Below are 23,521 nucleotides of genomic sequence, written 5' to 3' on the forward strand. Positions count from 1 at the left end.
TGGGCGACGATGGCGCCCCGCCCCACGGACCGCGAGGGGCATCGTTCGCCGCCACGCCGGCCCGCCGCGAGAGCCATGCCGATGCAGCCGCCCTCTGCCCCCGCCTCGAACGACCGTGGCGCCGCGACGCCCACGGCCGGCGGCGTGCTGCCCGTGGACCCGCCGGAGGGACTGCCGCCCCCCGAGGACCTGATCGCCTGCCCGGGCTGCGACGCGCTATACGTGGCCCAGATGCCCGAACCGACCGGCCGCGCCGTGTGCGAACGTTGCCACCGCGTGCTGATCGCGCCGCGGCTGGACGCCGGCCTGCGCATCATCGCGCTGACGCTGGCGATCACGATCCTGGTGACGGCGGCGGTGTTCTTTCCCTTCCTGCAGATCGAGGCGGCGGGCATGGGCAACAGGGCATCGATCATGGACGTGGCGACGTCGTTCCGGTCGGGCGTCCTGGTGCTGGTGTCGGTCGCGACCATCGCCGTGATCGTGCTGGTGCCGCTGATGCGCACGTTGCTGCTGCTCTACGTGCTGGTGCCGCTGACGGCCGGGCGCAGGCCCGCCCGCCACGCCCGCGGCGCCTTCCGCCTTGCGCAGGAGATGAAGCCCTGGGCGATGACCGAGATCTTCGCCATCGGCTGCGCGGTGGCGCTGGTCAAGGTGGCCTCGCTCGCGCATCTGGAATTCGGCGCGGCCTTCTGGATGTTCGCGGTGCTGGTGATCATCGTGATCGCCAACGACATCTACATGTGCTCCTGGTCGATCTGGAAATCCATCGAGGACGCCGAATGATCACCGCGCGCGAGGCCGGGCTGATCGCCTGCCGGCGCTGCGCCCGCGCCTGGCCGATGGGCACGAAGGTCTGCGGTCGCTGCGGGTCGCGGCTGATGTCGCGCGACACGACCTCGCTGAGCCGGGTCTGGGCGTGGTGGGTGGCGGGCGTGATCTGCTACATCCCGGCCAACCTGTCGCCCATGCTGGTCACCACGACGCTGCTGCAACGGCAGGAAAACACCATCGTCGGCGGTGCTGTCGAGATCGCGGAAAGCGGCGATTGGGGTGTCGCGGCGATCGTGCTGATCGCGTCCGTCGTCATACCCATCGGCAAATTCATCGCCATCGCCTACCTCGCGATCTCGGTTGCCCGACGCAGCGCACGCAGCCCGCTGGCGCGATACCGGCTGTACGAGGTGGTCGAATTCATCGGCCGCTGGTCGATGATCGACGTCTTCGTGGTGGCCATTCTGTCGGCGTTGGTGCAGCTTTCGGTCGTGGCCACGATCCGGCCCGGCCCGGCCGCGCTGACCTTCGCGCTGTCGGTGATCTTCACGATGCTGTCCGCGCAGTCCTTCGACACGCGCATGATATGGGACCCGCCCCGGCGGCGGGACAGAGACGACGCATGACGAAAACCCCCGATCCCGTGCCCATCCGCTCCGAGGGACGCGGCTACGCCTTCTCGTTCGTCTGGCTGGTGCCGATCGCGGCGCTGGCCGTGGCGCTGGGGGCCGCGTGGCGGAACTACTCCCAGAGGGGGCCGATAATCACTGTCACTTTCGGCAATGCCGCGGGCGTCACACCGGACGAGACCGCGCTGCGGTTCCGCGACATCACCGTAGGCTTGGTCGAAGAGGTCGGATTCTCCGAGGATCTCGACCGGGTCGAGGTGATGATCCGCCTCGACCAGGAGATCGCACCCTACGTGGACGAGGAGGCGCGGTTCTGGGTGGTGCGCCCCGAGGTGACGGCGCAGGGGGTCACCGGTCTCGATACCGTGCTGTCGGGCGTCTACATCCAGGGCGCCTGGGACGGCACGATCGGGCCTCCCGCGGAGACGTTCGAGGGTTTCGATACCGCACCGCTTCTGCGCGCCGGCGAAGAGGGAGTGCCCTTCCTGCTGCGCTCGGACGAGGGCCTGCCGGCAGCAGAGACGCCGATCCTGTTCAAGGGCGTGCCCGTCGGCCGCATCGCAGGTGCCGAGATCATGCCCGACGGGCTGACCGCGCAATCGGACGCGGTGATCTTCGCCCCCTACGATACGCTTGTCACGTCGTCGTCGCGGTTCTGGGACATTTCGGGCTTCGAACTGTCGCTCGGAGCCGAGGGCGCCGCGCTGGACTTCACCTCGCTGTCGTCGCTGATCAGCGGCGGCGTCACCTTCGAGACGCTTGGCTCGGGCGGGCGACCGCTTTCCGAGGGGATGGTCTTCGAGCTGCACCCAGATGCCGAGGCCGCGCGCGAGGATTTCTTCCTCGAGGGCGAGGGCAGCGCCGTCGAGATGATGATGGTGTTCGACGACAACATGGCAGGCCTTCGCGCCGGCGCGCCGGTCGAACTTGGCGGCCTGCGCATCGGCGAGGTGGTCACGATCTCGGGGCTGGTCGATCCGGAACGCTTCGGTGACAGCGATGCGCGGCTGCTGGCGACGATGCGTATCAATCCCGCGCGGATTGGCCTGCAGGACGATGCCGACCAGGAGGCGCTGATTGACTTCCTGAACACCCGCGCCGCCGACGGGCTGCGCGGCCGGCTGACCAATGCCTCGCTGCTGACCGGCGGGCTGAAGGTCGAACTGGTCGAGATTCCCGGTGCCCCGCCGGCGCAGGTCGACGTGACGGCCGAGCCCTACCCCGCGATCCCCACCGCGCCCGCCGCCGTAACCAACGTGGCGGCCAGCGCACAGGGCCTGCTGTCGCGGGTCGACGCACTGCCTGTCGAGGAGCTGATGGAGAACGCCATCGGCCTGATGACCGACGCGCGCGCGGTCATCGGTTCGGACGAGGTGCGCGCCCTGCCCGCCGAGGTGTCGGACATCCTCGAGCAGCTGCAATCGGCCTCGGCCCGCGTGGACGGACTGCTGGAGACGCTGGAACAGGAGCAGGCCGCGCAGGCGCTGGTGGGCGCGATCGAGACGCTGTCGGGAACCGCCGATGCCTTGCCGCCGCTGGTCGACGAAGCGCGTAGCGTGCTGGAAACGGTTCGGACCCTGCCGCTGGAGGATCTGGTGACGCAGGTCAACGACGTGCTGACGGCGGCCGAAACGCTGCTGTCCTCGGACGACACACGCGCCATTCCCGAAGCGGTCACCGCCGCGCTGGACGAGTTGCAGGGCACGCTGTCGGCCATCCGTGCCATCGCCGACGCCGCCGAGACGCAGGCCCTGCCGGGCGAGGCGCAGGCGTTGCTGGCCGAGTTGCAAAGCGCCAGCGGGCGTATCGACACGCTGCTGGCGCAGGTCGAGGAGCAGGATACCGTAGGCGCAGTGACCGCCGCGGTGCGCGACGTGGCCGACGCCGCGTCAGGGCTGCCTGCGCTGACCGAGGAGGCCCGCGCGCTGCTGGCCGACGCCCGCGCGCTGCCGCTCGAGGATATCGTGACGCGCGCCGACGGGCTGCTGAACGCCGCCGAGGCGCTGCTGGCCTCGGACGCCACGCGCGCCATCCCGGCCGAGGTCAACGCCGCGCTGACCGAGGTGCAGGCGACGCTGGCGGCGGTCCGCCGCATCGCGCAATCCGAAGAGACGCAGTCCCTGCCGGGCGAGGCGCAGGCGCTTCTGGACCGGTTGCAGAGCGCAAGCGGCCGCATCGACGGCCTGCTGGCGCAGATCGAGGAACAGGACACCGTCGGCACAGTCACCGCCGCCGTGCGCGACCTGGGCGACGCGGCCTCTGGCCTGCCCGCGCTGTCGGAGCAGGCCCGTGCCCTGCTGGAGGAGGCCCGCGCTCTGCCGCTGCAGGACCTGGTGCGCCGCGCCGAGGCGGTGCTGGCCTCGGCCGATACGTTGATCTCGGCCGAAAGCACGCGGGCCGTGCCCGCCGAGGTCAACGCCGCGTTGGCCGAGTTGCGGCAGACGCTGGCCTCGGTCCGCGCGATCACCTCGGATCCGCAGACGCAGGCGCTGCCGGGGCAGGTCTCGGCGCTGACCACCGACCTGCAGGACGCCGCCGCCCGGCTGGACGCGCTGCTGGCCGACGCGCAGGAGCGCGACGTGGTGGGCAGCGTGATCGCCGCAGTCGAGGACGTGGAACAGGCGGCCGCCGGCCTGCCGGAACTCACCACGCAGGCCAACGCCCTGCTGCGCAGCGCGCGCGCGCTGCCGCTGGACGCGCTGACGCAACGCGCCTCGACGCTGATCGCCTCGGCGAATTCGATCCTGGGGCAGGACTCGGCGCGCGATATCCCGGCCGAGCTGAACGGCGCACTGGCGTCGCTGCGCGAAACCCTGGAGACGCTGCAGGAGGGCGGGCTGGTCGAGAACGCCAACGCCACGCTGATCTCGGCGCGCGAGGCGGCCGAGGCGCTGGCCGAGGCGAGCGCCACGCTGCCCGATCTTGCGGCGCGGCTGGGCGCCGTTGCAGACCAGGCCGGCACCACGCTCGAAGGCTACAACCGCAACAGCCAGTTCTCACGCGACCTGCAGGGTGCGATCCGCCAGGTCGAAAGCGCTGCCGAGGCGATCGACCGGCTGGCCCGGCAGATCAGCCGCAACCCCTCCTCGCTGATACAGGGCCGGTGACACCGGGACGGAATTCAGGGACGACAACACAGGGACGATGACCATGAAACTGCGCACGATCACCGCGTTGCTGGGCGTGACTCTCGCCACCGCCTGTGGCGGGCCCGACATCCGCTTTGCCGCGCCCGCGACCGAGCCGACGGAGCGGATCGCCACGTCCTTCGACCGGATCGAGGTGATGCAGGTCGGGCTGCCGATCTACGCCACCACCGAAGAGATCGCGTTCCAGGACGCAAGCGGCGCGATCGAGCCCACCGGCGCGCTGTGGGCGGACGAACCGGGACGGGCCGTCACACTGCAACTGTCGCGCGACCTTGCCGCCCTGACCGGCGCGCTGGTGGCACCGGAGCCCTGGCCCTTCCGCGACTTTCCCGACGCGCAGGTCGATGTCCGGGTCGAGGACTTCGTCGCCACCTCCGCCGGAACCTTCGTGCTGACGGGGCAGTACTTCGTCGCTCCCGAGGACGAGGAAGGCCGCGACCGCGCGGTGCGCTTCTCGCTGGCCGCGCCGATCGTGGGCGAAGCCGGACCGCGCGCCATCGCCGCCGCGCGCAACGCCGCCGTCACGCAGCTGGCACAGCAGATCGCGGCGAACGGGCTGCGCTAGGCGCGTAACACCGCCGGCGCCCGAGCGCGAGCATCGGGAGAATCATGCGCGCGCGCCGGCTGGCGTTCGGCAGGTCGTCAGAGGTTTGCGGTCCGGCGGCGGGCCAGCAACGGCCAGAGGCCGGGCATCACGGCCGCTAGGAACACGAGCCCGAAGGCCACCGACGCCGCCAGCCCCGCCGCCCCCGACGTGCCCGCCAGCGGCAGCAGCGTCGCGGCGGCGCCCTCGCGCAGGCCCCAGCCGGCGACGGTGACCGGGATCAGCATTGCGAACAGGATCAGCGGCACCAGGACCGCGATTGCCCCCGCAGGCAACGCGATGCCGATGGCCTTCGCGCAGGCGGCGAAGGCCAGCAGGTTGCATGCAGCGGTCGCCAGGCTGCTCGCGACCTGCCACCACAGCACGCCGGGCGCCGTCAGCGCGCGCCGCGCATCCGTCACGAAGCCCCCCATGGCGCGGCCGACCGCGCCGGGCAGCTTGCCGCCCATGTAGGCCACCACCGCCACGCCCGCGACCCCGGCGCAGATGGCCGCGACCGTGCCTGCCAGCCAGGCCGGCGGCTGCAATCCGCCATCGACCACCACCGCGGCGACCAGGCCCGCGCCCATCACGAACGCCATCGCCACCTGCCCGGCCAGCCGTTCGAGCGCAACGCCGAGGCTCGCCAGCCGCAGCCCGGCCTGCCCACGGGCGCGCATGGCGCGGCCGGCATCGCCCAGCATGCCTCCGGGCAGCGACTGGTTGATGACCTGGCTGAGATAGTATTCGCGGACCGCCCGGACGAAGCCGATGCGCTGGTTCAGCTGCCGCGCGGTCAGACGCCAGCGCAAGGCCGACAGCACGGTCTGAAGGCTCAGGAGCGCAAAGGCCGCAAGGAGCCAGCGCGGGTCGGCCGAGCGCAGCATGCGCCACGCCTCGCGCGCGTCGACCGCCGAGAGGATGACCACGATAAGCCCGATCGCCAGGCCGATCTTGCCTGTGGTCAGCAAGCGGCTGCGGGTCATCGGGTCCAGCCTCATCGGCCCGACCGGTCCCCGGGCGCGGAATCCGGCGCAGGCCGGGTCCGGTGTCGCTCTGTATCCATTCCGTTCACGGGCGCATCCATAGGCGGAAGCCGCCGGTCTTGCCAGCCCCAGTCATCGAACCGCGACCAGGTAGCGTCGGCACCGTTTGCAGGAACGTCGGCGGGATCATTCCCATCCGGCAAGAGCCGCGATCTCGCGTCCCGTCATCGGAAGTGTATCTGAAAAGCTGTTGACCTGTTCGCGCGCTCTGGTATCTGACAAAACCAGTCAACAATGAACCTGACGGGAGATCTTCAATGCGATTCCACACCGTTTCGATCCTGGCACTGGCCGTGGCCGCCACCGCCGCGCCCGCCCTCGCCCAGGGCGAACTGAACCTCTACTCCTCGCGCCACTACGACACCGACGAGCGGCTGTATTCCGATTTCGAGGATCAGACCGGCATCACCATCAACCGCATCGAGGGCAACGCCGACGAGCTGATCGCGCGCATGGAGGCCGAGGGTGCGAACTCGCCCGCGGACGTGCTGCTGACCGTCGACACCTCGCGCCTGCAGCGCGCGAAGGATGCCGGCGTCCTGCAGGCGGTCGAGTCGGACGTTCTGGAAGAGCGCATCCCCGGCCAATACCAGGACACCGACAACCAGTGGTTCGGCTTCTCGCTGCGCGGGCGGATCATCTTCTACGCCAAGGACCGCGTCGAGAACCCGCCGCAGACCTACATGGACCTCGCGAACGAGGCCTATGACGACAGCATCTGCATCCGGTCCTCGACCAACACCTACAACCAGACCCTGCTGGCCTCGATCATCGAGAACCAGGGCGAGGAAGCCGCCCGCGAATGGGCCAACGGCATCGTCGAGAACATGGCGCGCGACCCGCAGGGCGGCGACACCGACCAGCTGCGCGGCCTCGTGTCGGGCGAATGCGACATCGCCGTGTCGAACACCTACTACTTTGCCCGCGCGCTTGCCGACCAGGTGGACGGCGTGACCGAGGGGATCGACAACATCGGCTGGGTCTTCCCGAACCAGGACACCACCGGCGCGCACGTGAACCTGTCGGGCGGCGGCGTCGCGGCGCACGCGCCCAACCGCGACAACGCGGTGGCCTTCCTGGAATACCTCGCCAGCGACTCGGCGCAGCAGTACTTTGCCGCCGGCAACAATGAGTATCCGGCCGTCGAGGGTGTCGAGACCACCGAGGCGGTCGACCAGCTGGGCGAGTTCAAGGCCGACGACGTCGACCTGTCGGCCGTGGCCGAGCACCTGGGCCAGGCGCAGGAAATCTTCAACGAAGCCGGCTGGGAATAAGCTTCCCTTCGGGCGATTTCGCGGCGCGGTCCCTTCGGGGGCCGCGCCTTTTTCGTGGCCGAAATCAAGTGTCCCACGGTGGGACATGCGGGCGGACACGGAATATCAATGGGTTACAGAGGCGGATTCAGGAAGGCTTAACCTTCGGACGCTCGCGTGGCGCATGAAGCGGCGCGCGTCGGAGCCTTGATCTGGACGTTCCGGGAAGCCACCTGGCCGTCGCGATTGCGCGTGAAACCGGAGGCATCGCGGTTCGGTTCGACCCTTCCAACCGTCGCGGTTCCGCGCGACCCGTGTCAGCTGTCGCGGTTCCGCGCGACCTGGCGGCACAGCAACGCCACCGGGACCAGCCCGATCAGCGCGATCACCAAGCTGGGCACCGCCGCGCCGTCCAGCCGCTCGTCCGAGGCCAGCCGGTAGGCCTGCACCGCCAGCGTGTCGAAGTTGAACGGCCGCATGATCAGCGTCGCGGGCAGCTCCTTCATCACGTCGACGAAGACGATCAGCGCGGCGGTCAGCAGCGACGGCGTCAGGATCGGCACGTGCACCCGGCGCACCACGCCGAAGGCGTTCTGCCCCAGCACCCGCGCCGCGGCGTCGATGTTGTCGCTGACCGCGGCGATGCCGCCCTCGTAGGCGCCGATCGCGGCGGCGAGGAAGCGGATCATGTAGGCCGCCACCAGAAGCCAGATCGACCCGGTGAACAGCAGGCCGGTCGAGACGTCGAAGGTCTGCCGCATCCAGGCGTCCAGCGCGTTGTCGAACCCGGCGAAGGGCACCAGAAGCCCCACGGCGATCACGCCGCCCGGCACCGCGTAGCCCAGCCGCGCGATGTAGATCGCGCCGGCCGACAGCCGCCCCTGGCGCAACCGGTGATACGAGCCCAGCAGGTTCGCCGCGCCCACCGTCACCAGCGCCGCCGCGGCCGCCAGCACCAGCGAGTTGCGCACGAAGCCGATATAGCGCTCGGACAGCAGGTCCTGCCCCGACCCGGCCGCCATGAAGGCCAGCGCCAGGACCGGGACGACGAGGCCGAACAGGACGGGGATCGCGCAGGCCGCGGTGGCGGCCCAGGCGCGCGCGCCGGTCAGGGACATCCGCGCCATGACTTCCTGCCGCCGCCCGGCATCGTAGCGCGCGCGGCCGCGGCTGGTCCGCTCCATCGCGGCGAGGATCAGCGCGAAGGTCAGCAGGCCCAGCGACAGCTGCGCCGCCGCCGCGCGGTCGGCCATCGAGAACCAGCTCTGGTAGATGCCCGTGGCGAAGGTCTGCACGCCGAAATAGCTGACGGTGCCGAAATCGGCGATCGTCTCCATCGCCGCCAGCAGCACGCCCGCCGCGATCGCCGGGCGCGCCATCGGCAGCGACACCGACAGGAACGCCCGCGTCGGGGACCGCCCCAGCGCGCGCGCGGCGTAGAACGTGGTGGCCGACTGGCCGACGAAGGCCGCGCGCGCCAGCAGGTAGACGTATGGATAGAGCACCAGCGTCAGCATCGTGGCCGCACCGCCCAGGGATCGGATCTCGGGGAACCAGTAGTCGCGCGGGCCCCAGCCGGTCAGGTCGCGCAGCGCGGTCTGCACCAGCCCCGGATGATCCAGCAGGTCGGTGTAGGCGTAGGCCAGCACGTAGGCGGGAAAGGCGAGCGGGATCACCAGCGCGATCTCGAGCCAGCGGCGGCCGGGAAAGTCCGTCATCACCACCAGCCAGGCAGCGCCGGTGCCGATCACGAAGGTGCCCGCGCCCACCAGCACGACCAGCGCGACCGTCGTCCCCGCGTAACGCGGCAGGACCGTGTCGAGCAGGTGGGGCAGCGTGTCGCCCTGCCCCGACAGCGCCGCCGCCAGCACGCCCAGATGCGGCAGGGCGCAGATCAGCGCGACGAACGCCGCCACCGCCGCGAGCGCGTGCTCGGCGTGAAATCGCTTCATGGATTGCCAGTCCCCGCTGTCTCGGCGGTCTGACTACCTGCTTGCGCCCCCCCGTTGCAAGCGGCGAGGCCCAGCCCGGCACGGACAAGCCGACCGCGGGCTTTGCGGTGCGCCGGAGGCAGTCCGCCAGGAGGGATGGGCGCCGGGAGGGATGGGCGCGGGGGTGAAGCCGGCCGCCCTCAGGCGGCGGGCGCCGTCGAACCGCAGGAATCGCGGGCAATGCAGCACGCCACGTCGCGCGCGGTGAAAGGGAACGGCATGATCGAGACCCGAGGTGCCGCGCTGAGCGCTTCGGGCATCGTCTCGGCCCCGTGCAGGATGACGTTGGTGCCCGCGCGGCCCAGCCGGTGCGCCACCCGCACCGCCACGTCCAGCGCGGCCCGCCGCGGCATGCGCAGGAACGCATGGCTGTGGCGGCCGCCGACAAGCGCTGCCTCGGCCTCGGCCAGGGTTTCGGAGCGCACCGTCACCTGCGCCGTCGCATCCCGGCTGAGGACCGAGTCGCTGAGATCCATGGCGATGACCGGGTCACTTTCGACGATGAGTACATTCAGCATAGACTAGATTGACCTTCCTGATTCGCTACCAGCGTAGACCCGGCGCGATCTCTGGACATTAACCTGTGACATAGGGCGCCATTTCCACATGCAGATACCGTGCCGAACCTGCCCGCTGCGCGCCCTGCCCACGTTCCAGTCGCTGTCCCCCGAGGAACTCGCCGTCACCGAGAAGCTCAAGCGGGGCGAATTGCGGGTCGAGGCGGGCATGCCGATCCTGTCGGAGGGGTCGAACTCGCCGCAATTGTTCACCGTGCTCGAGGGCCAGGCGCTGCGGTTCAAGTCGCTGGAGAACGGCGAGCGGCAGGTTCTGGGCTTTGTCTTCCCCGGAGATTTCATAGGCTTGCAAGCCGCGGTGATGGCAGAGATGGAACATTCCGTCACCGCCGTCACGCCGATGCTGCTGTGCGTGTTCGACCGCGGCGACCTGGTGCGGCTGTACCAGGACAGCCCGACGCGCGCGTTCGACCTGACATGGATCGCCGCCGAGGAGGAATCGATGCTGGCCGAGGCGCTGGCGACGGTCGGCCAGCAAGGTGCGCGGGCGCGCGTCGCCTGGGGGCTGCTGCGGCTGATGGACCGCGCCGAGACGGCGGGGCTGGTGCGCGACGGCGTGGCGCCAATGCCGTTCCGCCAGCACGACCTGGCCGATGCGCTGGGGCTGTCGGTGGTGCACACGAACAAGACGCTCGCGTCGCTGCGCGCGGACGGCCTGGCGACGCTGCGCGACCGCACGCTGACGATCCACGACCGCCCGCGGCTGGAACGGCTGGTGGGCACGACGATGCGGCGCGCCCGCACGCGGCCGCTGATCTGAGGCGTGCGGCCGGGCAAGCGGCGCGCATGTCTTGCCGCGCCGCCGCCGCGACCCATCTCGTTCCCCGGCCGCCCCGGCCGGATCCACGTCACGGAGAAGCCATGCCCCGTCTCGCAGCCCTCGCCCCGACCCTCGGCCTTGCCCTGGCCGCCTGCCTTGTCGCCCTGCCGCTGCGGGCGCACGAGTTCTGGATCGAGCCCGAGGCCTGGCAGGTCGCGCCGGACGAGGTGATCGCCGCGCGGCTGATCAATGGGCAGGAGTTCGATGGGATCGAACTGTCGGCCGCCACGGCCACGCCGGTGCGGGCCGAGGCGATCCGAGACGACAGCGCCGTCGCGCTGGACCCGCGGGGGACGGACAAGCCCGCCATCGCCTTCCGCCCCGCCGGTCCGGGACTGACGACGCTGCTGTACCAGACCGACCACATGGTCGTGATCTACGACACGCTGGCCGATTTCGCGTCCTTCGCCGAGAGCAAGGGCGCGGACTGGGCGGTCGGGCGGCACCGCGAGGCGGGCCTGCGCGAGGAGACGATCTTCGAGGCTTATGCCCGGTTCGCCAAGGCGCTGGTCGCAGTGGGCGACGGCGCGGGGGCGGACGCGCTGCGCGGCATGGAGATCGAGCTGGTGGCCGAGACCAACCCCTACACCGACCCGACGGACGGCGGCGTGGACGTGCGGCTGTTCTACCGGGGCGCGCCGCTGGCGGACACGCTGGTCACGGTGTTCGACCGCGCACCGGACGGCACGGTCGAGACCCGCGAGACGCTGACCGACGCCAAGGGGCGCGCCAGCGTGGCGGTCACGCCGGGGCACGATTACCTGGTCGACGCGGTGGTGATCCGAGAGCCGGCGGAGGCAATCGCGCAGGCGCACCGCGCGGTGTGGGAATCGGTCTGGGCGTCGCTGACGTTCTCGGTGCCGGAATAGGGCCCGGACGGGGTGTCCCACGGTGGGACATCCCTCGACGCAAGTGATTTCAATATCTTGCAGAGACGCCTTCACGTTTCGCTAACACGTCAGGCGTGGGGGGACCGGCCTGGCGGGGCCTGGACGGGCCCGTCCCGGCGCCTGCGCGTCCGGGCCCGGGCCGCGTCTCCAGCCTCCCTGTCCGGCGCTCGTCTCCCCCCTGTGCAGCGCCGCCGTTTTGCGGCATGAGAGGCGCTAACATGCTCGCAGAAGCCACCGCAGGGAGCCCGCCATGAAACGGTCCGAAGTCAACACCATCATCGCCGAAGGCGACGCCTTCATCCGCCGCTTCGGGCACATCCTGCCGCCCTTCGCCTATTGGACGCCCAAGCAGATGCGCGCCCCCGAGACGGCGACGATCCGCGAGCGGGGCCTGGGCTGGGACATCACCGATTACGGCGCGGGGCGGTTCGACGAGATGGGGCTGTTCCTGTTCACCACGCGCAACGGCGCGCTTCAGGATCTAAAGCGCGGGCGCGGGATGCTCTACGCGGAAAAGATCATGATCACCCGCCGCGACCAGCTGTCGCCCATGCACCGGCACGACCTGAAGGCCGAGGACATCATCAACCGCGGCGGCGGCAAATTGGTGATCGAGCTGTTCGCGCCGGATGCCGACGGCAGTATCGACGAGTCCGCGCGCGTCACCGTGCCCTGCGACGGGGTCGAACGCACGGTGGATGCGGGCGGGCGCATCGCGCTGGCGCCGGGCGAGAGCGTGACGCTGATGCCGGGCGTCTGGCACGCCTTCTGGGCCGAGGGCGACGATTGCCTGATCGGCGAGGTATCCACCGTCAACGACGACAAGACCGACAACATCTTCCGCGATTCGATCGGGCGGTTCTCGAAAATCGACGAGGACGTGGCGCCGAGCCACCTTCTGGTGGCGGATTACTGAGCCACCTTCCGGCGACGGACTTCCGGGCCACCTGCAGGCAGCGAATCACCGAGGCGCGCGGTCGATGGTGAAGGGACGGTCGTTGGACAGGGACGGGATCTGCTCGCGCGCCTTGTCGGCCTCGGCGAGGTCGATCTCGACCAGTTCGAGACCGGCCGCGTCGCCCATGTCGCAGACCACCCTGCCCCAGGGCGACACCACCAGCGAGTGGCCCCAGGTCTCGCGCCCGTCCTCGTGCGTGCCGGCCTGGGCGGCGGCCACGATCCAGGCGCCGTTCTCGATGGCACGGGCGCGCAGCAGGACCTCCCAATGGGCGCGGCCGGTGGGCACGGTGAAGGCCGAGGGCACGAGGATCAGGCGCGCGCCGGCCTGCGCCTCGGCGCGGAAAAGCTGCGGGAAGCGCAGGTCGTAGCAGATCGTCATGCCCATCGCGCCCCAGGGCGTGTCGACGACCACGCCGCGCTCGCCGGGGGCGAAACGCCTGGATTCGCCGATGGGCTTCTCGCCCTCGATGGCGACGTCGAACAGGTGGATCTTGTCGTATTCCGCCACCAGCGCGCCGTCCGGTCCGATCATCGTGGCGTGGTTCAGGAAGCGCCCGTCTGGGCCCAGCACGGGGGTCGAGCCGGGCTGCAGCCACAGCGCATGCTCGGCCGCCGCCTCGCGGCAGGCAGCGATGAACGGGTCGCGCGCGGCCTCGACCACCTGCGCGCGGGCCTTTTCGCCGTCGCGCTGCATCAGGCCCGCGACCTCGGGCAGGCAGAGCATGTCGGCGCCGGCCGCTTTCGCCCGCGCGGCGAGATCGCGCATCGCGGCGACGTTGGCGTCATGGGTGCCGGCAGAGGTCATCTGGCCGAGAGCGATTCGAAGCGGCGTGGTCATCTGGGTCCTCCGGTCCGGACGGGGCTGCGTTTCCGAGCAGGATACGATCCTGCCCCGGGCACGGTAACTGGCGCGGCATCGCATCGGAAACGGAGTGTTTCCGACACCGAACGGCACGGGTCGGGCGCGCAGGATTTAACTAAACTTCGACGTAGTCGCGAAGCAATGCCCGAGGGGCGATTCGCGCCCGACCCATCGGCCGACCCGCCCCGGGCCGGCCGCGACAGCCAGCGAGGTTTCCCATGCCCAGCAAGATCTTCACCTATGTCGAGGATGGTCTCAGTTACACCGTCACGGTCACGGAGAGCGTCGACGATCAAGGCAATCCCACTTTCCACGCCGACATCACCGTGGACGAAGGCGCCATGGACCTGAACGCCATCTATTTCGGCGACGACACGTTCGCGGGTGACAGCGCGGGCCTGAAGGGACCGCTGAACATGAACGGCGCCGGCGCGCAGCTGGACGGCGAAAGCGTCCAGTGGGACGACGCCGTGAAGCTCAGCGACCCCGGCCTGAGATCCGACGGCACCGACAAGGACACCTACCTGACGGCAGGCGAAACCTTCCGGGTCGAGAACCTCGACATCACCAGCCTGGACGACATCGACATCTTCGGCGTCCGTGCCACGTCGACCACGACCGAGTCGGGGTCGATCAAGGGCGTTTCCGGGGAGGAACCCGAAGATCCGGTGGATCCCGACGAGCCGACCTACGACAAGGTGTTCTTCGGCAGCTTCGACGACACCAACGACATGCCCGAGAGCGGCACGTTCCTGTTCGCCGAGGGCCCCGAGATCGACGAGCGCGTGCTGCCCGAGGGAACCGAGCCGACCTTCGCGAACTACCTGTCCTACTACGAGACCGAACTGGGCGGGAACGTCAAGACGATCGAGGGCGTGGCGTTCTACCAGTTCGACGCCGAGAACACCCCGCAGGAGGTGTTCCGCATCGAGGCGGGCGAGGATGGCTTCGCCGATTCCGAAGAGCTTCTGGCCGCCTACGACGCGGCGCTGGACGCGATGGAGGCCGAGGGTACGTCCTTGGACGGCATGGACCTGATGGCGGCGCTGAGCCTGCCGGAAGAGGACGACGACGGCGACGCGGACGAGGTCGAGGAAGACGCCGAGGACGCGGAACTGGTGTGATCGCCCGCCCCTCGCCGGCTGCCGGCGGGGGGTCCGTGTCGCGGGCGGCGATCGGGCGGCGAATGGAACCTTGTTTTTTCGGTCGTGTTGGACTCCTAGCTTCACCTGAAAGGAGATGCACGATGACACCGAAGACTTTCCTCACGACTTCCGCGATCGGCCTTCTGATGGCGACCTCCGCGGCTGCCCAGACCGACGTCGAAGTGCTGACCGAAGACGAGATCGCCGAAGCCAACGAGGCCGCGGACCAGATGTACCTGCAAGTCTATGGCGAGAACGCTCCGGCCTACGTGACCGTGAACGAGGCCATCGAGCGCATGGAAGCCATGGGCTACACCAACATTCATGATCTCGACGTCGAATGGGGCGTCTACGAGGTCGAGGCCTACGCACCCGACGGCAACGAGGTCGAGATCGAGTTCGATCCCGTCACCGGCGCGATCCTCGAGGTCACGGACAACTGGTTCTGAGTGTCGTTGGACGGCTGCCGATCGCGGCAGTGTCCGTTTCGTGCGCTTGACGAGCATGTGAGAAAGGGCCGGCATGACTGCCGGCCCTTTCGCGTTTTCTGCTCGTTGTTTCCCGCTTGGTATCAGCTGCAGCCCGAAGTGCCGCCGCAGGTGTTGCGCTATTTCTTTCGGTCCGGGCGCTGGGTTAGCGCCGATGCGGCCGCCGATTTAGCCGCCTTCGAGGACTTCGGGTTCGCGAGCACTTTTGCCGCAGCGGATGCAGCTTTTGCGCCCGTAACTTCGGAGTTCTTGCGTCGAGACATTACGTGTCTCCTTCACTGTTCCACAGGACCGAGTGGATAACCCCTGTATTTCCTGTGGGCTGACAGCACGTCATTGCAAACCCGGCCGAATCTCTTCAACTTCGTACACATCGGCAAAACCGATTGGCTTGGCACCTCGCCCGCACTGGTAAAGCGGGGTGCAGGCCGGGGCGCGGAACTGGTACTTCCGCGCCCCAACTCTCAATTTCTCAGCTACACCCCGAGGTGCCGCCGCAGGTGTTGCACTTCATGCAGGTGCCGTTGCGCACCAGCGTGTAGTTACCGCATTCACCGCAGGGGTCGCCCTCGTAACCCTGCATCTTCGCCTTCGAGCGCTGGTCCAGCGGCGTGACCGAGGCCGCGGTGGTGCGCGTCGTGCTGCGCGCGGTCAGGCTTTGCGTCGTCTCGGCCACGACGGTGTCGACCGCGCTGTCGGCGCCGGGGACGAAGGCGGCCATGCCCTGCCCGCCCTGCAGCACCACCAGTTCCTGAGGCAGGCGCTTGCGCAGGTAGCCGGTCGAGCTGATCTGCTTGAGCACCTCCAGGCTGCGCGAGGCGGCCGTGGGCGACAGTTCCTTGAGGTTGGACACGCCCTCTTCCTCGCCGCGGCCGAGATCGTCGAACGATGCGCCCTCGGGCTGGACGTGTGCGAGGTCCGTGCGGTCGAGGTAGCTGACCGCCAGCTCGCGGAAGATGTAGTCGAGGATCGAGGTGGCGTTCTTGATCGTCTCGTTGCCCTGCACCATGCCCGCGGGCTCGAACTTGGTGAACGTGAAGGCGTCGACGAACTCCTCGAGCGGGACGCCGTATTGAAGCCCCACGGACACGGCGATGGCGAAGTTGTTCATCATCGCACGGAAGCCGGCGCCTTCCTTGTGCATGTCGATGAAGATCTCGCCCAGCTGGCCATCGGCGTATTCACCGGTGCGCAGGTAGACCTTGTGCCCGCCGACGACGGCCTTCTGGGTGTAACCCTTGCGACGCTCGGGCATCTTCGTGCGGCCACGGGCGCGCTCGATCTCCTTGATGACGATCTTCTCGACCACCTTCTCGGCCAGGACGGCGGCCTTTTCCTGCGTGCTGCCGGATTCGAGTACCTCGGCGGCCTCGTCGTCATCCTCGACCAGCGCGGATGCCAGCGGCTGGCTCAGCTTGGACCCGTCGCGGTAGAGCGCGTTGGCCTTCACGCCGAGGGACCACGAGAGTTCGTAGGCCTTCTGGCAATCCTCTATGGTGGCATCGTTGGGCATGTTGATCGTCTTGGAGATCGCGCCCGAGATGAACGATTGCGCCGCGGCCATCATGTGGATGTGGCTGTTGACCGACAGGTAACGCTTGCCCTTCTTGCCGCAGGGGTTGGCGCAGTCGAAGATGTGGTAGTGATCCTCGCTGAGATGCGGGGCACCCTCCAGCGTCATGGTCCCGCAGACGTGGTCGTTGGCGGCGTCGATGTCGGCCTTGGTGAAGCCGAGGTGACGCAGCAGGTCGAAGGTGGGATCGCTGAGCTTGTCGGCCGGGATGCCGAGCGCCTCGCGGCAGAATTCCTCGCCCAGGGTCCACTGGTTGAACACGAAGCGGATGTCGAAGGCGGAGGCGAGCGCGCGCTCGACCTTCTCGATCTGCGCGGGGCCGAAGCCGTGGCCGATCAGCGCCGTGTGGTTGATACCGGGTGCGTTGCCAAGCGAGCCGTGGCCGACCGCGTAGGAGACGATCTCCTCGATCTGGGCCGAGGAGTAGCCGAGGTTGTCCAGCGCCGCGGGGACCGAGCGGTTGATGATCTTGAAGTAACCGCCGCCGGCAAGCTTCTTGAACTTCACCAGGGCGAAGTCGGGCTCGATGCCCGTCGTGTCGCAGTCCATCACGAGGCCGATCGTGCCGGTGGGCGCGATGACGGTAGTCTGGGCGTTGCGGAAGCCGTGGGCCTCGCCGAGGCGCAGCGCCTCGTCCCAAGACGCCATGGCCAGCTCGACCAGCGTGGCGTCGGGGCAGCCGGCGTGATCCAGCGGCACCGGCCGCACGGCCAGATCCTCGTAGCCGTCGACGTTGCCGCGGGCCGCGTTGCGGTGGTTGCGCATGACGCGCAGCATGTGGTCGCGGTTGCGCTCGTACCCCGAGAAGGCGCCGAGCTCGCCGGCGATCTCGGCCGAGGTGGCGTAGGCGGTGCCGGTCATGATCGCGGTCAGCGCGCCGCAGAGTGCGCGGCCCTCGACCGAGTCGTACCCAAAGCCCATGTTCATCAGCAACCCGCCGATGTTGGCGTAACCCAGGCCCAGCGTGCGGAAGTCATAGGACAGCTGCGCGATTTCCTTGGACGGGAACTGCGCCATCGTGACCGAGATTTCCAGCGTCAGCGTCCACAGACGCGTGGCGTGCATGTAGGCCTCGGCGTCGAACACCCCGTCCTTGAGGAACGTCAGCAGGTTCATCGAGGCGAGGTTGCAGGCGGTATCGTCGAGGAACATGTATTCCGAGCACGGGTTGCTGCCGCGGATCTCGCCGTCTTCGGGGCAGGTGTGCCAGGCGTTGACGGTGTCGTGGAACTGGATGCCGGGATCGGCGCAGGCCCATGCGGCGTGGCCGACCTTTTCCCACAGGTCGCGCGCCTTTATGGTCTTGGCGACCTTGCCGTCGGTGCGGCGCAGAAGCTCCCAGTCCTTGTCCTCGCGCACCGCCTGGAGGAAGGCGTCGGTCACGCGGATCGAGTTGTTCGAGTTCTGGCCCGAGACGGAGGCGTAGGCCTCGGAATCCCAGTCGGTGTCGTAGGTCGGGAACTCGATGCTGGTGTAACCTTGGCGGGCGTAGTCCAGCACGCGCTTGACGTAGGTTTCCGGGATCATCGCGCGCTTGGCGGTGCGGATCGCGTCCTTGAGGCCGCCGTTGACCTTGGGGTCATAGGCGTCTTCCTCGCGGCCGTCCCATGCCTTGATCGCGGCGAAGATGGCGTTGAGGCCCTTCTCGTGCGCCTTCGAGCCGGCGACTATGGAAGCGACCTTCTGTTCCTCGAGAACCTTCCAGTCGACGAATTCCTCGATGTCGGGGTGGTCGACGTCGCAGATCACCATCTTGGCGGCGCGGCGCGTGGTGCCGCCCGACTTGATGGCACCGGCTGCGCGGTCACCGATCTTGAGGAAGCCCATGAGGCCCGACGACTTGCCGCCGCCCGACAGCGGCTCGTTCGCGGCGCGCAGGCTGGAGAAGTTGGTGCCGGTGCCGGAGCCGTACTTGAACAGCCGCGCCTCGCGCACCCACAGGTCCATGATGCCGCCGTCCGACACGAGGTCGTCCTTCACGGACTGGATGAAGCAGGCATGCGGCTGGGGATGCTCGTAGGCGGATTTCGAGCGCGTCAGCTTGCCGGTCTCGTGGTCGACGTAGTAGTGGCCCTGGCCGGGGCCGTCGATGCCGTAGGCCCAGTGCAGGCCGGTGTTGAACCACTGGGGCGAGTTCGGCGCGGCGGTCTGCGTGGCCAGCATGTGGCGCATCTCGTCGTAATAGGCGCGGGCGTCCTCCTCGGTCGAGAAGTAGCCGCCCTTCCAGCCCCAGTAGGCCCAGGCGCCGGCGAGGCGATCGAAGACCTGGCGCGCGCTGGTCTCGCCGGTGCGGGGGGTGTCGTCGGAGGCGGGGACCGAGCGCCACAGGAATTCCGGAACGCCCTTCTCGCGGACGCGTCGCAGTTCGGTGGGGACGCCGGCCTTGCGGAAGTATTTCTGGGCGATGACGTCGCTGGCGACCTGGCTCCACCGCGCGGGCACGTCCATGTCCTTCAGCTGGAAGACGACGGTGCCATCGGGGTTGCGGATCTCGGACGTGGTGGTTGCGAACGGGATGCCATCATACGCGTCCCTGCCTGCCTCGGTGTAGTGCCGTTCGATCTTCATGCCCAGTCGCCCCTTCGGTCGCTCGTTGCGTTCCAGCCCGGGCAGGTCGCCGCCCCAGCATGCCTGGGGCCTTCGCCGCCCGGACATGCCCCACCCGGTGACCCGGGCGTGCGCCCGGGCCCGATCCGGCGCCGCGCGCCGTTCGGTCCGTCCGGTTGGAGCTGTGTCCAGTGCCGGGGCACCACATGTTGTGTTACTGCCGCCGACCTGCACAAATTGAACGAAAGCGGGCCGGACCGTCAAACGCTTTTTTGGCCGTCGGATGGCATATTCGGTGTTGACCCATCCGGGCGCCGAAACCGGCGGTGCGGCGGGGGCGATTCACTCCCAGCCCGTCGCGCGCGCACGGCCTTGTGCGGCAGGAAAAACCGGCAAGCATCCATAGGTTTATCCACAGGCTTAAGGAAGGTTAACGCTGCCGAAGAAAAATGCGGCACTCTGGGTCTGGCCACCACATATTGCGGTTGGGCAACAGGCAAGCCCCGATAGGATCGCGTTTCGGGACGGATGCGGTCGCCGGCGCACGCCGAGCCGAGTCGATTTGGTTAACGAAAGATTAATGTTTTCCGCAGGCTGGCGGAGCTTCGGCAACAGGCCCGACGGACGTGACTCGTCCCCAGGGGCAGGCAAGGCGCGGAGCGGCGGTTTTACCGTGGATGAGGGAAATGGTCGGGGCGGCGAGATTCGAACTCACGACCTTCTGTACCCAAAACAGACGCGCTACCAGGCTGCGCTACGCCCCGAACACGGCCCGTTTAACGCCGGGCTGGTGCGGTGGAAAGGGGAATTTCAGCAGGGCCAGGCGGGATCGGGGCCGATCACCGGGTGGCGCATCTGCGTGCCGGGGCCGATGCCCATCGCCGCGGCCATGCCGCCGTTGATTTCCAGCACGTATTGCGCAGGGCCATCCGAGGGCAGCGGCGTCTCGTCGCCGGGCACGGCCTCGGCCGCGACGTTGACCACGACGCCGTCGCCATCGGCATAGATGATGTCCAGCGGGATGAGCGTGTTGCGCATCCAGAAGCTGACGGGGCGCTCGTCGGGATAAACGAACAGCATGCCCCGCGAACGGGGCATCTCCTCGACGAACATCAGGCCGCGGGCGCGTTCCTCGGAGGTGTCGGCGATGTCGATGCCGAAGCGCGCCTGCCCGAAATCGCCGCGCAGCCAGATCGTGTCGTCGCGGCAGGCGCCCTGCGCCTGCGCCGCGCCGGCGAAGGCGGCGATCGACAGCACGAGCGCGACGGCCACCGCCGCCTTCGGCGTGGTGGCGCGTTTCGCAGAGGCAGGCGCGACAGCCTGTCTTGCCGCGCTCGGCGCGGCGGCCTGTTTCGCCGCGCTCGGCGCGGCAGCCTGTTTCGCCGCGCTCAGCGCGGCAGTGCGGATTCCCATGCGCTCACCTCGATTGCCATCTTGCCCCGCGAGCCTTCGACCACCCGGAGCACCAGCGCCTCGCCCGGCTGGAGATCGGCCAGGCCCGACCGGCGCAGCACCTCGATATGGACGAACACGTCCTCGGGTTTGCCGTAGACGTTGGCGAAGCCGAAGCCCTTGCCCTTGTCGAACCACTTGACGCGCGCGGGTTCAGGCAGCGCGGCCGCGACGATCGCGGGGTCGATCGTCTCGAAATCGGCCAGCGGAGCGCCGTCGCCATTATCGGGCGGCTCGATCCGCAACACCTCGGTCGCCTGCGCGCCGCGGGCGGTGAACTGCACGTTGATCTCGATCAGCGCACCGTCGGCGACCGAGCCCTGGCCGAAATTGCGCAACACGTTGGCGTGCAACAGGATATCGGGGCCACCGGCGTCGGAGACGACGAAGCCGAACCCCTTGTTCGGGTCGAACCACTTCACCTTGCCCGCGACGCGTTCCGTTTCCCGCTCTTCTTCGCCCAAGTCTTTACCGTCCGATTCCGCAACGCAATTTCGCAAGTTGTTTTAACATTGTATTGCACAATTCAAGACGACCGGCCGCGCAAATTTGTGTCAACGCCGCCCCGGATGCGCGACACCGTCACGGGTTGAGTCGCTGCACGGACCAGTCCGCACCGGCCCCGTCGCGGGTCCAGCGAAAGCGGTCGTGCAGGCGGAAATCGCCGTCGGCCCAGAACTCGATCTCGACCGGAGCGATGCGGTATCCGCCCCAGAACGGCGGGCGGTCCGGGTCCATGCCCTTGGCGGCGGTGATGCGCGCCACCTCGGCCATAAGGGCCGCGCGCGACGGCAGCGGCCGGCTTTGCGCCGAGGCCCAGGCGCCCAGCCGGCTCTTGAGCGAGCGCGAGCGGTAGTACGCGTCGGCCTTCGGCCCCGGCTCGCGCGTGACGGTGCCGCGCACGCGGATCTGCCGGCGCAGCGACTTCCAGTGCATCACGAAGGCGGCCTTGCCGGCCTGCTCGATCTCGGTCGCCTTGGCGCTTTCGTAGTTGGTGTAGAAGACGAAGGCGTCGTCCTCGATCGCCTTCAGCAGGACCATGCGCGCGTTGGGCAGCCCGTCCGCATCCACCGTCGACAGCGCGATGGCGTTGGGGTCGTTGATCTCGGACGCCTCGGCCTCGGCCAGCCAGGCGCGCGCCAGCGCGAAGGGGTCGTCGCCGGCGAAGATGCCCTTGCGGTCGCTCATGGTGGTTCTCCTTCTTCCTCGGCCGGCCGTTGCCCCCTCGGCCGGCCGCTGCCCCTGTGTCTTTCGCGTCCGCCCGCGCGATGCAAGCGCGGTGCGCGTGACAGGCGCGTCTTGATGGAGCACCGCCGATGCCCTAAGGGACGCTTCACGGGAAATGGGCGGAACGGAAGCGATGTCAAATCAGCTAATGGCGGGAAAACGCGGCCTCATCATGGGGCTTGCCAACGACAAGTCGATCGCCTGGGGCATCGCGAAGGCCTGCGCCGATGCGGGCGCGGAACTGGCGTTCAGCTACCAGGGCGAACCGGTGAAGAAGCGCGTCGTGCCGCTGGCCGCGAGCCTGGGCAGCGACATCGTGCTGCCCTGCGACGTCAGCGACGGCGCCAGCGTCGACGCGCTGTTCGACGGGCTGCGCGAGCACTGGGACAATCTGGACTTCATCGTCCACGCGATCGGCTTCTCCGACAAGTCCGAGCTGCGCGGCCGCTACGTCGACACCAGCCGCGACAACTTCATGATGACGATGGACATCTCGGTCTACAGCTTCACGGCCGTGATGCAGCGCGCCGAGAAGATGATGAAGCCGGGGTCCGCGGCGCTGACCATGACCTACTACGGCGCCGAGCGGATCATGCCGCATTACAACGTGATGGGCGTGGCCAAGGCGGCGCTGGAAAGCTCGGTTCGCTACCTGGCCGAGGACCTGGGCAAGGACGGCATCCGCGTCAACGCGATCAGCGCCGGTCCGATCAAGACGCTGGCGGCCAGCGGCATCGGCGATTTCCGCTACATCATGAAGTGGAACGAATACAACTCGCCCCTGCGGCGCAACGTGACCACCGAGGACGTGGGCAAGTCGGCGCTGTACCTGCTGTCGGACCTCGGGTCCGGCGTGACGGGCGAGACGCATCACGTCGACGCGGGCTATCACGTGGTGGGCATGAAGGCCGTGGACGCCCCCGACATCACCAAGGCCTGAGCCCGTGGACTGGCCGCACCTGGTCGCCTTCAACCTGACGCTGCTGGCGGCGATGGCCGCCCCCGGCCCGGCGCTGCTGTTCGCGCTGCGCCAGTCGATCGCGGGCGGCTTCCGCGCGGGGCTTGCCACCGGCGCGGGGCTGGGGCTGGTGGCGGCGGCCTGGACGGGTGCGGCGCTGCTGGGGCTGGAGGTGGTCTTCACGCTGTTCCCCTTCGCCTTCACCGCGCTGAAGCTGCTGGGCGCGGGGTACCTGTTGTGGGTGGCCTGGGGGCTGTGGCGCGATGCGAGGGCGCCCGTCGCGGGGCCCGCGGATCCGGGACGGCGGGCGTTCCTGGGCGGCGTGCTGGTCAACCTCGGCAACCCGAAATCCGTGCTGTTCGCGGCCTCGGTGCTGGTGGTGATCTTTCCGCCGGGGCTGGGCCTGGCGGCAAAGGCGCTGATCGTGCTGAACCACCTGGTGGGCGAGATCGCGGTCTACGCCGCTTTCGCCGCGTTGCTGTCGACAGCGCCCGCCCGGGCGGGCTATCTGCGGCTGAAACCGGTGGTGGACCGGGTCGCGGCGCTGGTGCTCGGCGCGCTTGGCCTGCGGCTGCTGCTCGACCGATAGGAGAGATGCG

At 68.8% G+C, this 23,521-nt stretch carries 20 protein-coding genes and 1 tRNA gene; 12 read left to right on the forward strand and 9 right to left on the reverse strand.

What is annotated here, in order from left to right:
- Positions 1–81: 81 nt before the first annotated feature.
- The 4 genes from BLW27_RS05325 to BLW27_RS05340 are packed head-to-tail and all read left to right on the forward strand — an operon-like array spanning position 82 to position 5,117.
- Positions 82–786 (forward strand): paraquat-inducible protein A, encoded by a 705-nt coding sequence (locus BLW27_RS05325; protein WP_089880367.1) that lies wholly within the window; start codon positions 82–84, stop codon positions 784–786.
- Positions 783–1,400: a paraquat-inducible protein A gene (locus tag BLW27_RS05330; protein ID WP_089880371.1), complete on the forward strand. Its 618-nt coding sequence runs from the start codon at positions 783–785 to the stop codon at positions 1,398–1,400. The genes BLW27_RS05325 and BLW27_RS05330 overlap by 4 nt, the downstream gene beginning before the upstream one ends.
- Positions 1,397–4,510, forward strand: a complete 3,114-nt coding sequence (locus tag BLW27_RS05335) for an MlaD family protein (RefSeq protein ID WP_177177825.1) — start codon at positions 1,397–1,399, stop codon at positions 4,508–4,510. The genes BLW27_RS05330 and BLW27_RS05335 overlap by 4 nt, the downstream gene beginning before the upstream one ends.
- 43 nt (positions 4,511–4,553) lie before the next feature.
- Positions 4,554–5,117, forward strand: coding sequence for a PqiC family protein (locus BLW27_RS05340; protein ID WP_089880775.1), 564 nt, complete (start codon positions 4,554–4,556; stop codon positions 5,115–5,117).
- A gap of 77 nt (positions 5,118–5,194) precedes the next feature.
- Here the strand turns inward: BLW27_RS05340 and BLW27_RS05345 are convergent, their stop codons facing one another.
- Entirely contained in the window at positions 5,195–6,121 is a 927-nt protein-coding gene (locus BLW27_RS05345) for a lysylphosphatidylglycerol synthase transmembrane domain-containing protein (protein ID WP_089880779.1), read from the reverse strand.
- Positions 6,122–6,438: 317 nt separating this feature from the next.
- Between BLW27_RS05345 and BLW27_RS05350 the strand changes: the two genes are divergently transcribed.
- Positions 6,439–7,455 carry an extracellular solute-binding protein gene (locus BLW27_RS05350; protein WP_089880377.1) on the forward strand — a complete coding sequence of 339 codons (1,017 nt, stop codon included), beginning with the start codon at positions 6,439–6,441 and terminating at the stop codon, positions 7,453–7,455.
- A gap of 296 nt (positions 7,456–7,751) precedes the next feature.
- Here BLW27_RS05350 and BLW27_RS05355 read toward each other — a convergent pair whose 3' ends face one another.
- Both BLW27_RS05355 and BLW27_RS05360 read right to left on the reverse strand, forming a co-directional pair.
- A complete protein-coding gene (locus BLW27_RS05355) occupies positions 7,752–9,386 on the reverse strand; it encodes an ABC transporter permease (protein WP_089880380.1) in 1,635 nt (544 codons plus the stop codon).
- Positions 9,387–9,565: 179 nt separating this feature from the next.
- Positions 9,566–9,943: a response regulator gene (locus BLW27_RS05360; protein ID WP_089880383.1), complete on the reverse strand. Its 378-nt coding sequence runs from the start codon at positions 9,941–9,943 to the stop codon at positions 9,566–9,568.
- 88 nt (positions 9,944–10,031) lie between these two features.
- Here BLW27_RS05360 and BLW27_RS05365 point away from each other — a divergent pair, with 88 nt between their 5' ends.
- From BLW27_RS05365 to BLW27_RS05375, 3 genes are all read left to right on the forward strand, one after another.
- Positions 10,032–10,760 (forward strand): Crp/Fnr family transcriptional regulator, encoded by a 729-nt coding sequence (locus BLW27_RS05365; protein ID WP_089880386.1) that lies wholly within the window; start codon positions 10,032–10,034, stop codon positions 10,758–10,760.
- A gap of 101 nt (positions 10,761–10,861) precedes the next feature.
- Positions 10,862–11,689: a DUF4198 domain-containing protein gene (locus BLW27_RS05370; RefSeq protein ID WP_177177826.1), complete on the forward strand. Its 828-nt coding sequence runs from the start codon at positions 10,862–10,864 to the stop codon at positions 11,687–11,689.
- Positions 11,690–11,960: 271 nt separating this feature from the next.
- Positions 11,961–12,626, forward strand: a complete 666-nt coding sequence (locus BLW27_RS05375; protein WP_089880392.1) for a D-lyxose/D-mannose family sugar isomerase — start codon at positions 11,961–11,963, stop codon at positions 12,624–12,626.
- 45 nt (positions 12,627–12,671) lie between these two features.
- Here the strand turns inward: BLW27_RS05375 and BLW27_RS05380 are convergent, their stop codons facing one another.
- Positions 12,672–13,508, reverse strand: a complete 837-nt coding sequence (locus BLW27_RS05380; protein ID WP_089880395.1) for a carbon-nitrogen hydrolase family protein — start codon at positions 13,506–13,508, stop codon at positions 12,672–12,674.
- 242 nt (positions 13,509–13,750) lie between these two features.
- Between BLW27_RS05380 and BLW27_RS05385 the strand changes: the two genes are divergently transcribed.
- Both BLW27_RS05385 and BLW27_RS05390 read left to right on the forward strand, forming a co-directional pair.
- Positions 13,751–14,656: a hypothetical protein gene (locus tag BLW27_RS05385; RefSeq protein WP_089880398.1), complete on the forward strand. Its 906-nt coding sequence runs from the start codon at positions 13,751–13,753 to the stop codon at positions 14,654–14,656.
- A 122-nt stretch (positions 14,657–14,778) separates the two neighbouring features.
- Entirely contained in the window at positions 14,779–15,126 is a 348-nt protein-coding gene (locus BLW27_RS05390; RefSeq protein ID WP_177177827.1) for a PepSY domain-containing protein, read from the forward strand.
- Positions 15,127–15,637: 511 nt separating this feature from the next.
- Here the strand turns inward: BLW27_RS05390 and BLW27_RS05395 are convergent.
- The 5 genes from BLW27_RS05395 to pdxH form a co-directional block, all read right to left on the reverse strand.
- On the reverse strand, positions 15,638–19,306 hold the full coding sequence (locus BLW27_RS05395) for a vitamin B12-dependent ribonucleotide reductase (protein WP_089880403.1): 3,669 nt from the start codon (positions 19,304–19,306) through the stop codon (positions 15,638–15,640).
- 666 nt (positions 19,307–19,972) lie between these two features.
- A tRNA-Pro gene (locus BLW27_RS05400) sits at positions 19,973–20,049 on the reverse strand.
- 46 nt (positions 20,050–20,095) lie between these two features.
- Positions 20,096–20,698, reverse strand: a complete 603-nt coding sequence (locus BLW27_RS05405) for a DUF192 domain-containing protein (RefSeq protein WP_089880406.1) — start codon at positions 20,696–20,698, stop codon at positions 20,096–20,098.
- The gene (locus BLW27_RS05410; protein WP_089880409.1) at positions 20,674–21,201 is read right to left on the reverse strand and encodes a cold-shock protein; all 528 of its coding nucleotides are present in this window, start codon (positions 21,199–21,201) and stop codon (positions 20,674–20,676) included. The genes BLW27_RS05405 and BLW27_RS05410 overlap by 25 nt, the downstream gene beginning before the upstream one ends.
- 118 nt (positions 21,202–21,319) lie before the next feature.
- Positions 21,320–21,925, reverse strand: coding sequence for a pyridoxamine 5'-phosphate oxidase (pdxH, locus tag BLW27_RS05415; RefSeq protein ID WP_089880411.1), 606 nt, complete (start codon positions 21,923–21,925; stop codon positions 21,320–21,322).
- A gap of 172 nt (positions 21,926–22,097) precedes the next feature.
- Between pdxH and fabI the strand changes: the two genes are divergently transcribed.
- Together fabI and BLW27_RS05425 are read left to right on the forward strand one after the other, a co-directional pair.
- Positions 22,098–22,904 carry an enoyl-ACP reductase FabI gene (gene fabI / locus BLW27_RS05420; protein WP_089880782.1) on the forward strand — a complete coding sequence of 269 codons (807 nt, stop codon included), beginning with the start codon at positions 22,098–22,100 and terminating at the stop codon, positions 22,902–22,904.
- A gap of 4 nt (positions 22,905–22,908) precedes the next feature.
- Entirely contained in the window at positions 22,909–23,511 is a 603-nt protein-coding gene (locus BLW27_RS05425) for a LysE family translocator (protein WP_245710782.1), read from the forward strand.
- Positions 23,512–23,521: the final 10 nt, after the last annotated feature.

The organism is Citreimonas salinaria (genome assembly GCF_900107235.1).
In the GTDB taxonomy this organism is placed as follows: domain Bacteria; phylum Pseudomonadota; class Alphaproteobacteria; order Rhodobacterales; family Rhodobacteraceae; genus Citreimonas; species Citreimonas salinaria.

Bases quoted from the DNA above. Each gene is read 5' to 3' on its own strand.
- BLW27_RS05325 (WP_089880367.1), top strand. From the start codon at position 82: ATGCAGCCGCCCTCTGCCCCCGCCTCGAACGACCGTGGCGCCGCGACG.
- BLW27_RS05330 (WP_089880371.1), top strand. From the start codon at position 783: ATGATCACCGCGCGCGAGGCCGGGCTGATCGCCTGCCGGCGCTGCGCC.
- BLW27_RS05335 (WP_177177825.1), top strand. From the start codon at position 1,397: ATGACGAAAACCCCCGATCCCGTGCCCATCCGCTCCGAGGGACGCGGC.
- BLW27_RS05340 (WP_089880775.1), top strand. From the start codon at position 4,554: ATGAAACTGCGCACGATCACCGCGTTGCTGGGCGTGACTCTCGCCACC.
- BLW27_RS05345 (WP_089880779.1), bottom strand. From the start codon at position 6,121: ATGACCCGCAGCCGCTTGCTGACCACAGGCAAGATCGGCCTGGCGATC.
- BLW27_RS05350 (WP_089880377.1), top strand. From the start codon at position 6,439: ATGCGATTCCACACCGTTTCGATCCTGGCACTGGCCGTGGCCGCCACC.
- BLW27_RS05355 (WP_089880380.1), bottom strand. From the start codon at position 9,386: ATGAAGCGATTTCACGCCGAGCACGCGCTCGCGGCGGTGGCGGCGTTC.
- BLW27_RS05360 (WP_089880383.1), bottom strand. From the start codon at position 9,943: ATGCTGAATGTACTCATCGTCGAAAGTGACCCGGTCATCGCCATGGAT.
- BLW27_RS05365 (WP_089880386.1), top strand. From the start codon at position 10,032: ATGCAGATACCGTGCCGAACCTGCCCGCTGCGCGCCCTGCCCACGTTC.
- BLW27_RS05370 (WP_177177826.1), top strand. From the start codon at position 10,862: ATGCCCCGTCTCGCAGCCCTCGCCCCGACCCTCGGCCTTGCCCTGGCC.
- BLW27_RS05375 (WP_089880392.1), top strand. From the start codon at position 11,961: ATGAAACGGTCCGAAGTCAACACCATCATCGCCGAAGGCGACGCCTTC.
- BLW27_RS05380 (WP_089880395.1), bottom strand. From the start codon at position 13,508: ATGACCACGCCGCTTCGAATCGCTCTCGGCCAGATGACCTCTGCCGGC.
- BLW27_RS05385 (WP_089880398.1), top strand. From the start codon at position 13,751: ATGCCCAGCAAGATCTTCACCTATGTCGAGGATGGTCTCAGTTACACC.
- BLW27_RS05390 (WP_177177827.1), top strand. From the start codon at position 14,779: ATGACACCGAAGACTTTCCTCACGACTTCCGCGATCGGCCTTCTGATG.
- BLW27_RS05395 (WP_089880403.1), bottom strand. From the start codon at position 19,306: ATGAAGATCGAACGGCACTACACCGAGGCAGGCAGGGACGCGTATGAT.
- BLW27_RS05405 (WP_089880406.1), bottom strand. From the start codon at position 20,698: ATGGGAATCCGCACTGCCGCGCTGAGCGCGGCGAAACAGGCTGCCGCG.
- pdxH (WP_089880411.1), bottom strand. From the start codon at position 21,925: ATGAGCGACCGCAAGGGCATCTTCGCCGGCGACGACCCCTTCGCGCTG.
- fabI (WP_089880782.1), top strand. From the start codon at position 22,098: ATGTCAAATCAGCTAATGGCGGGAAAACGCGGCCTCATCATGGGGCTT.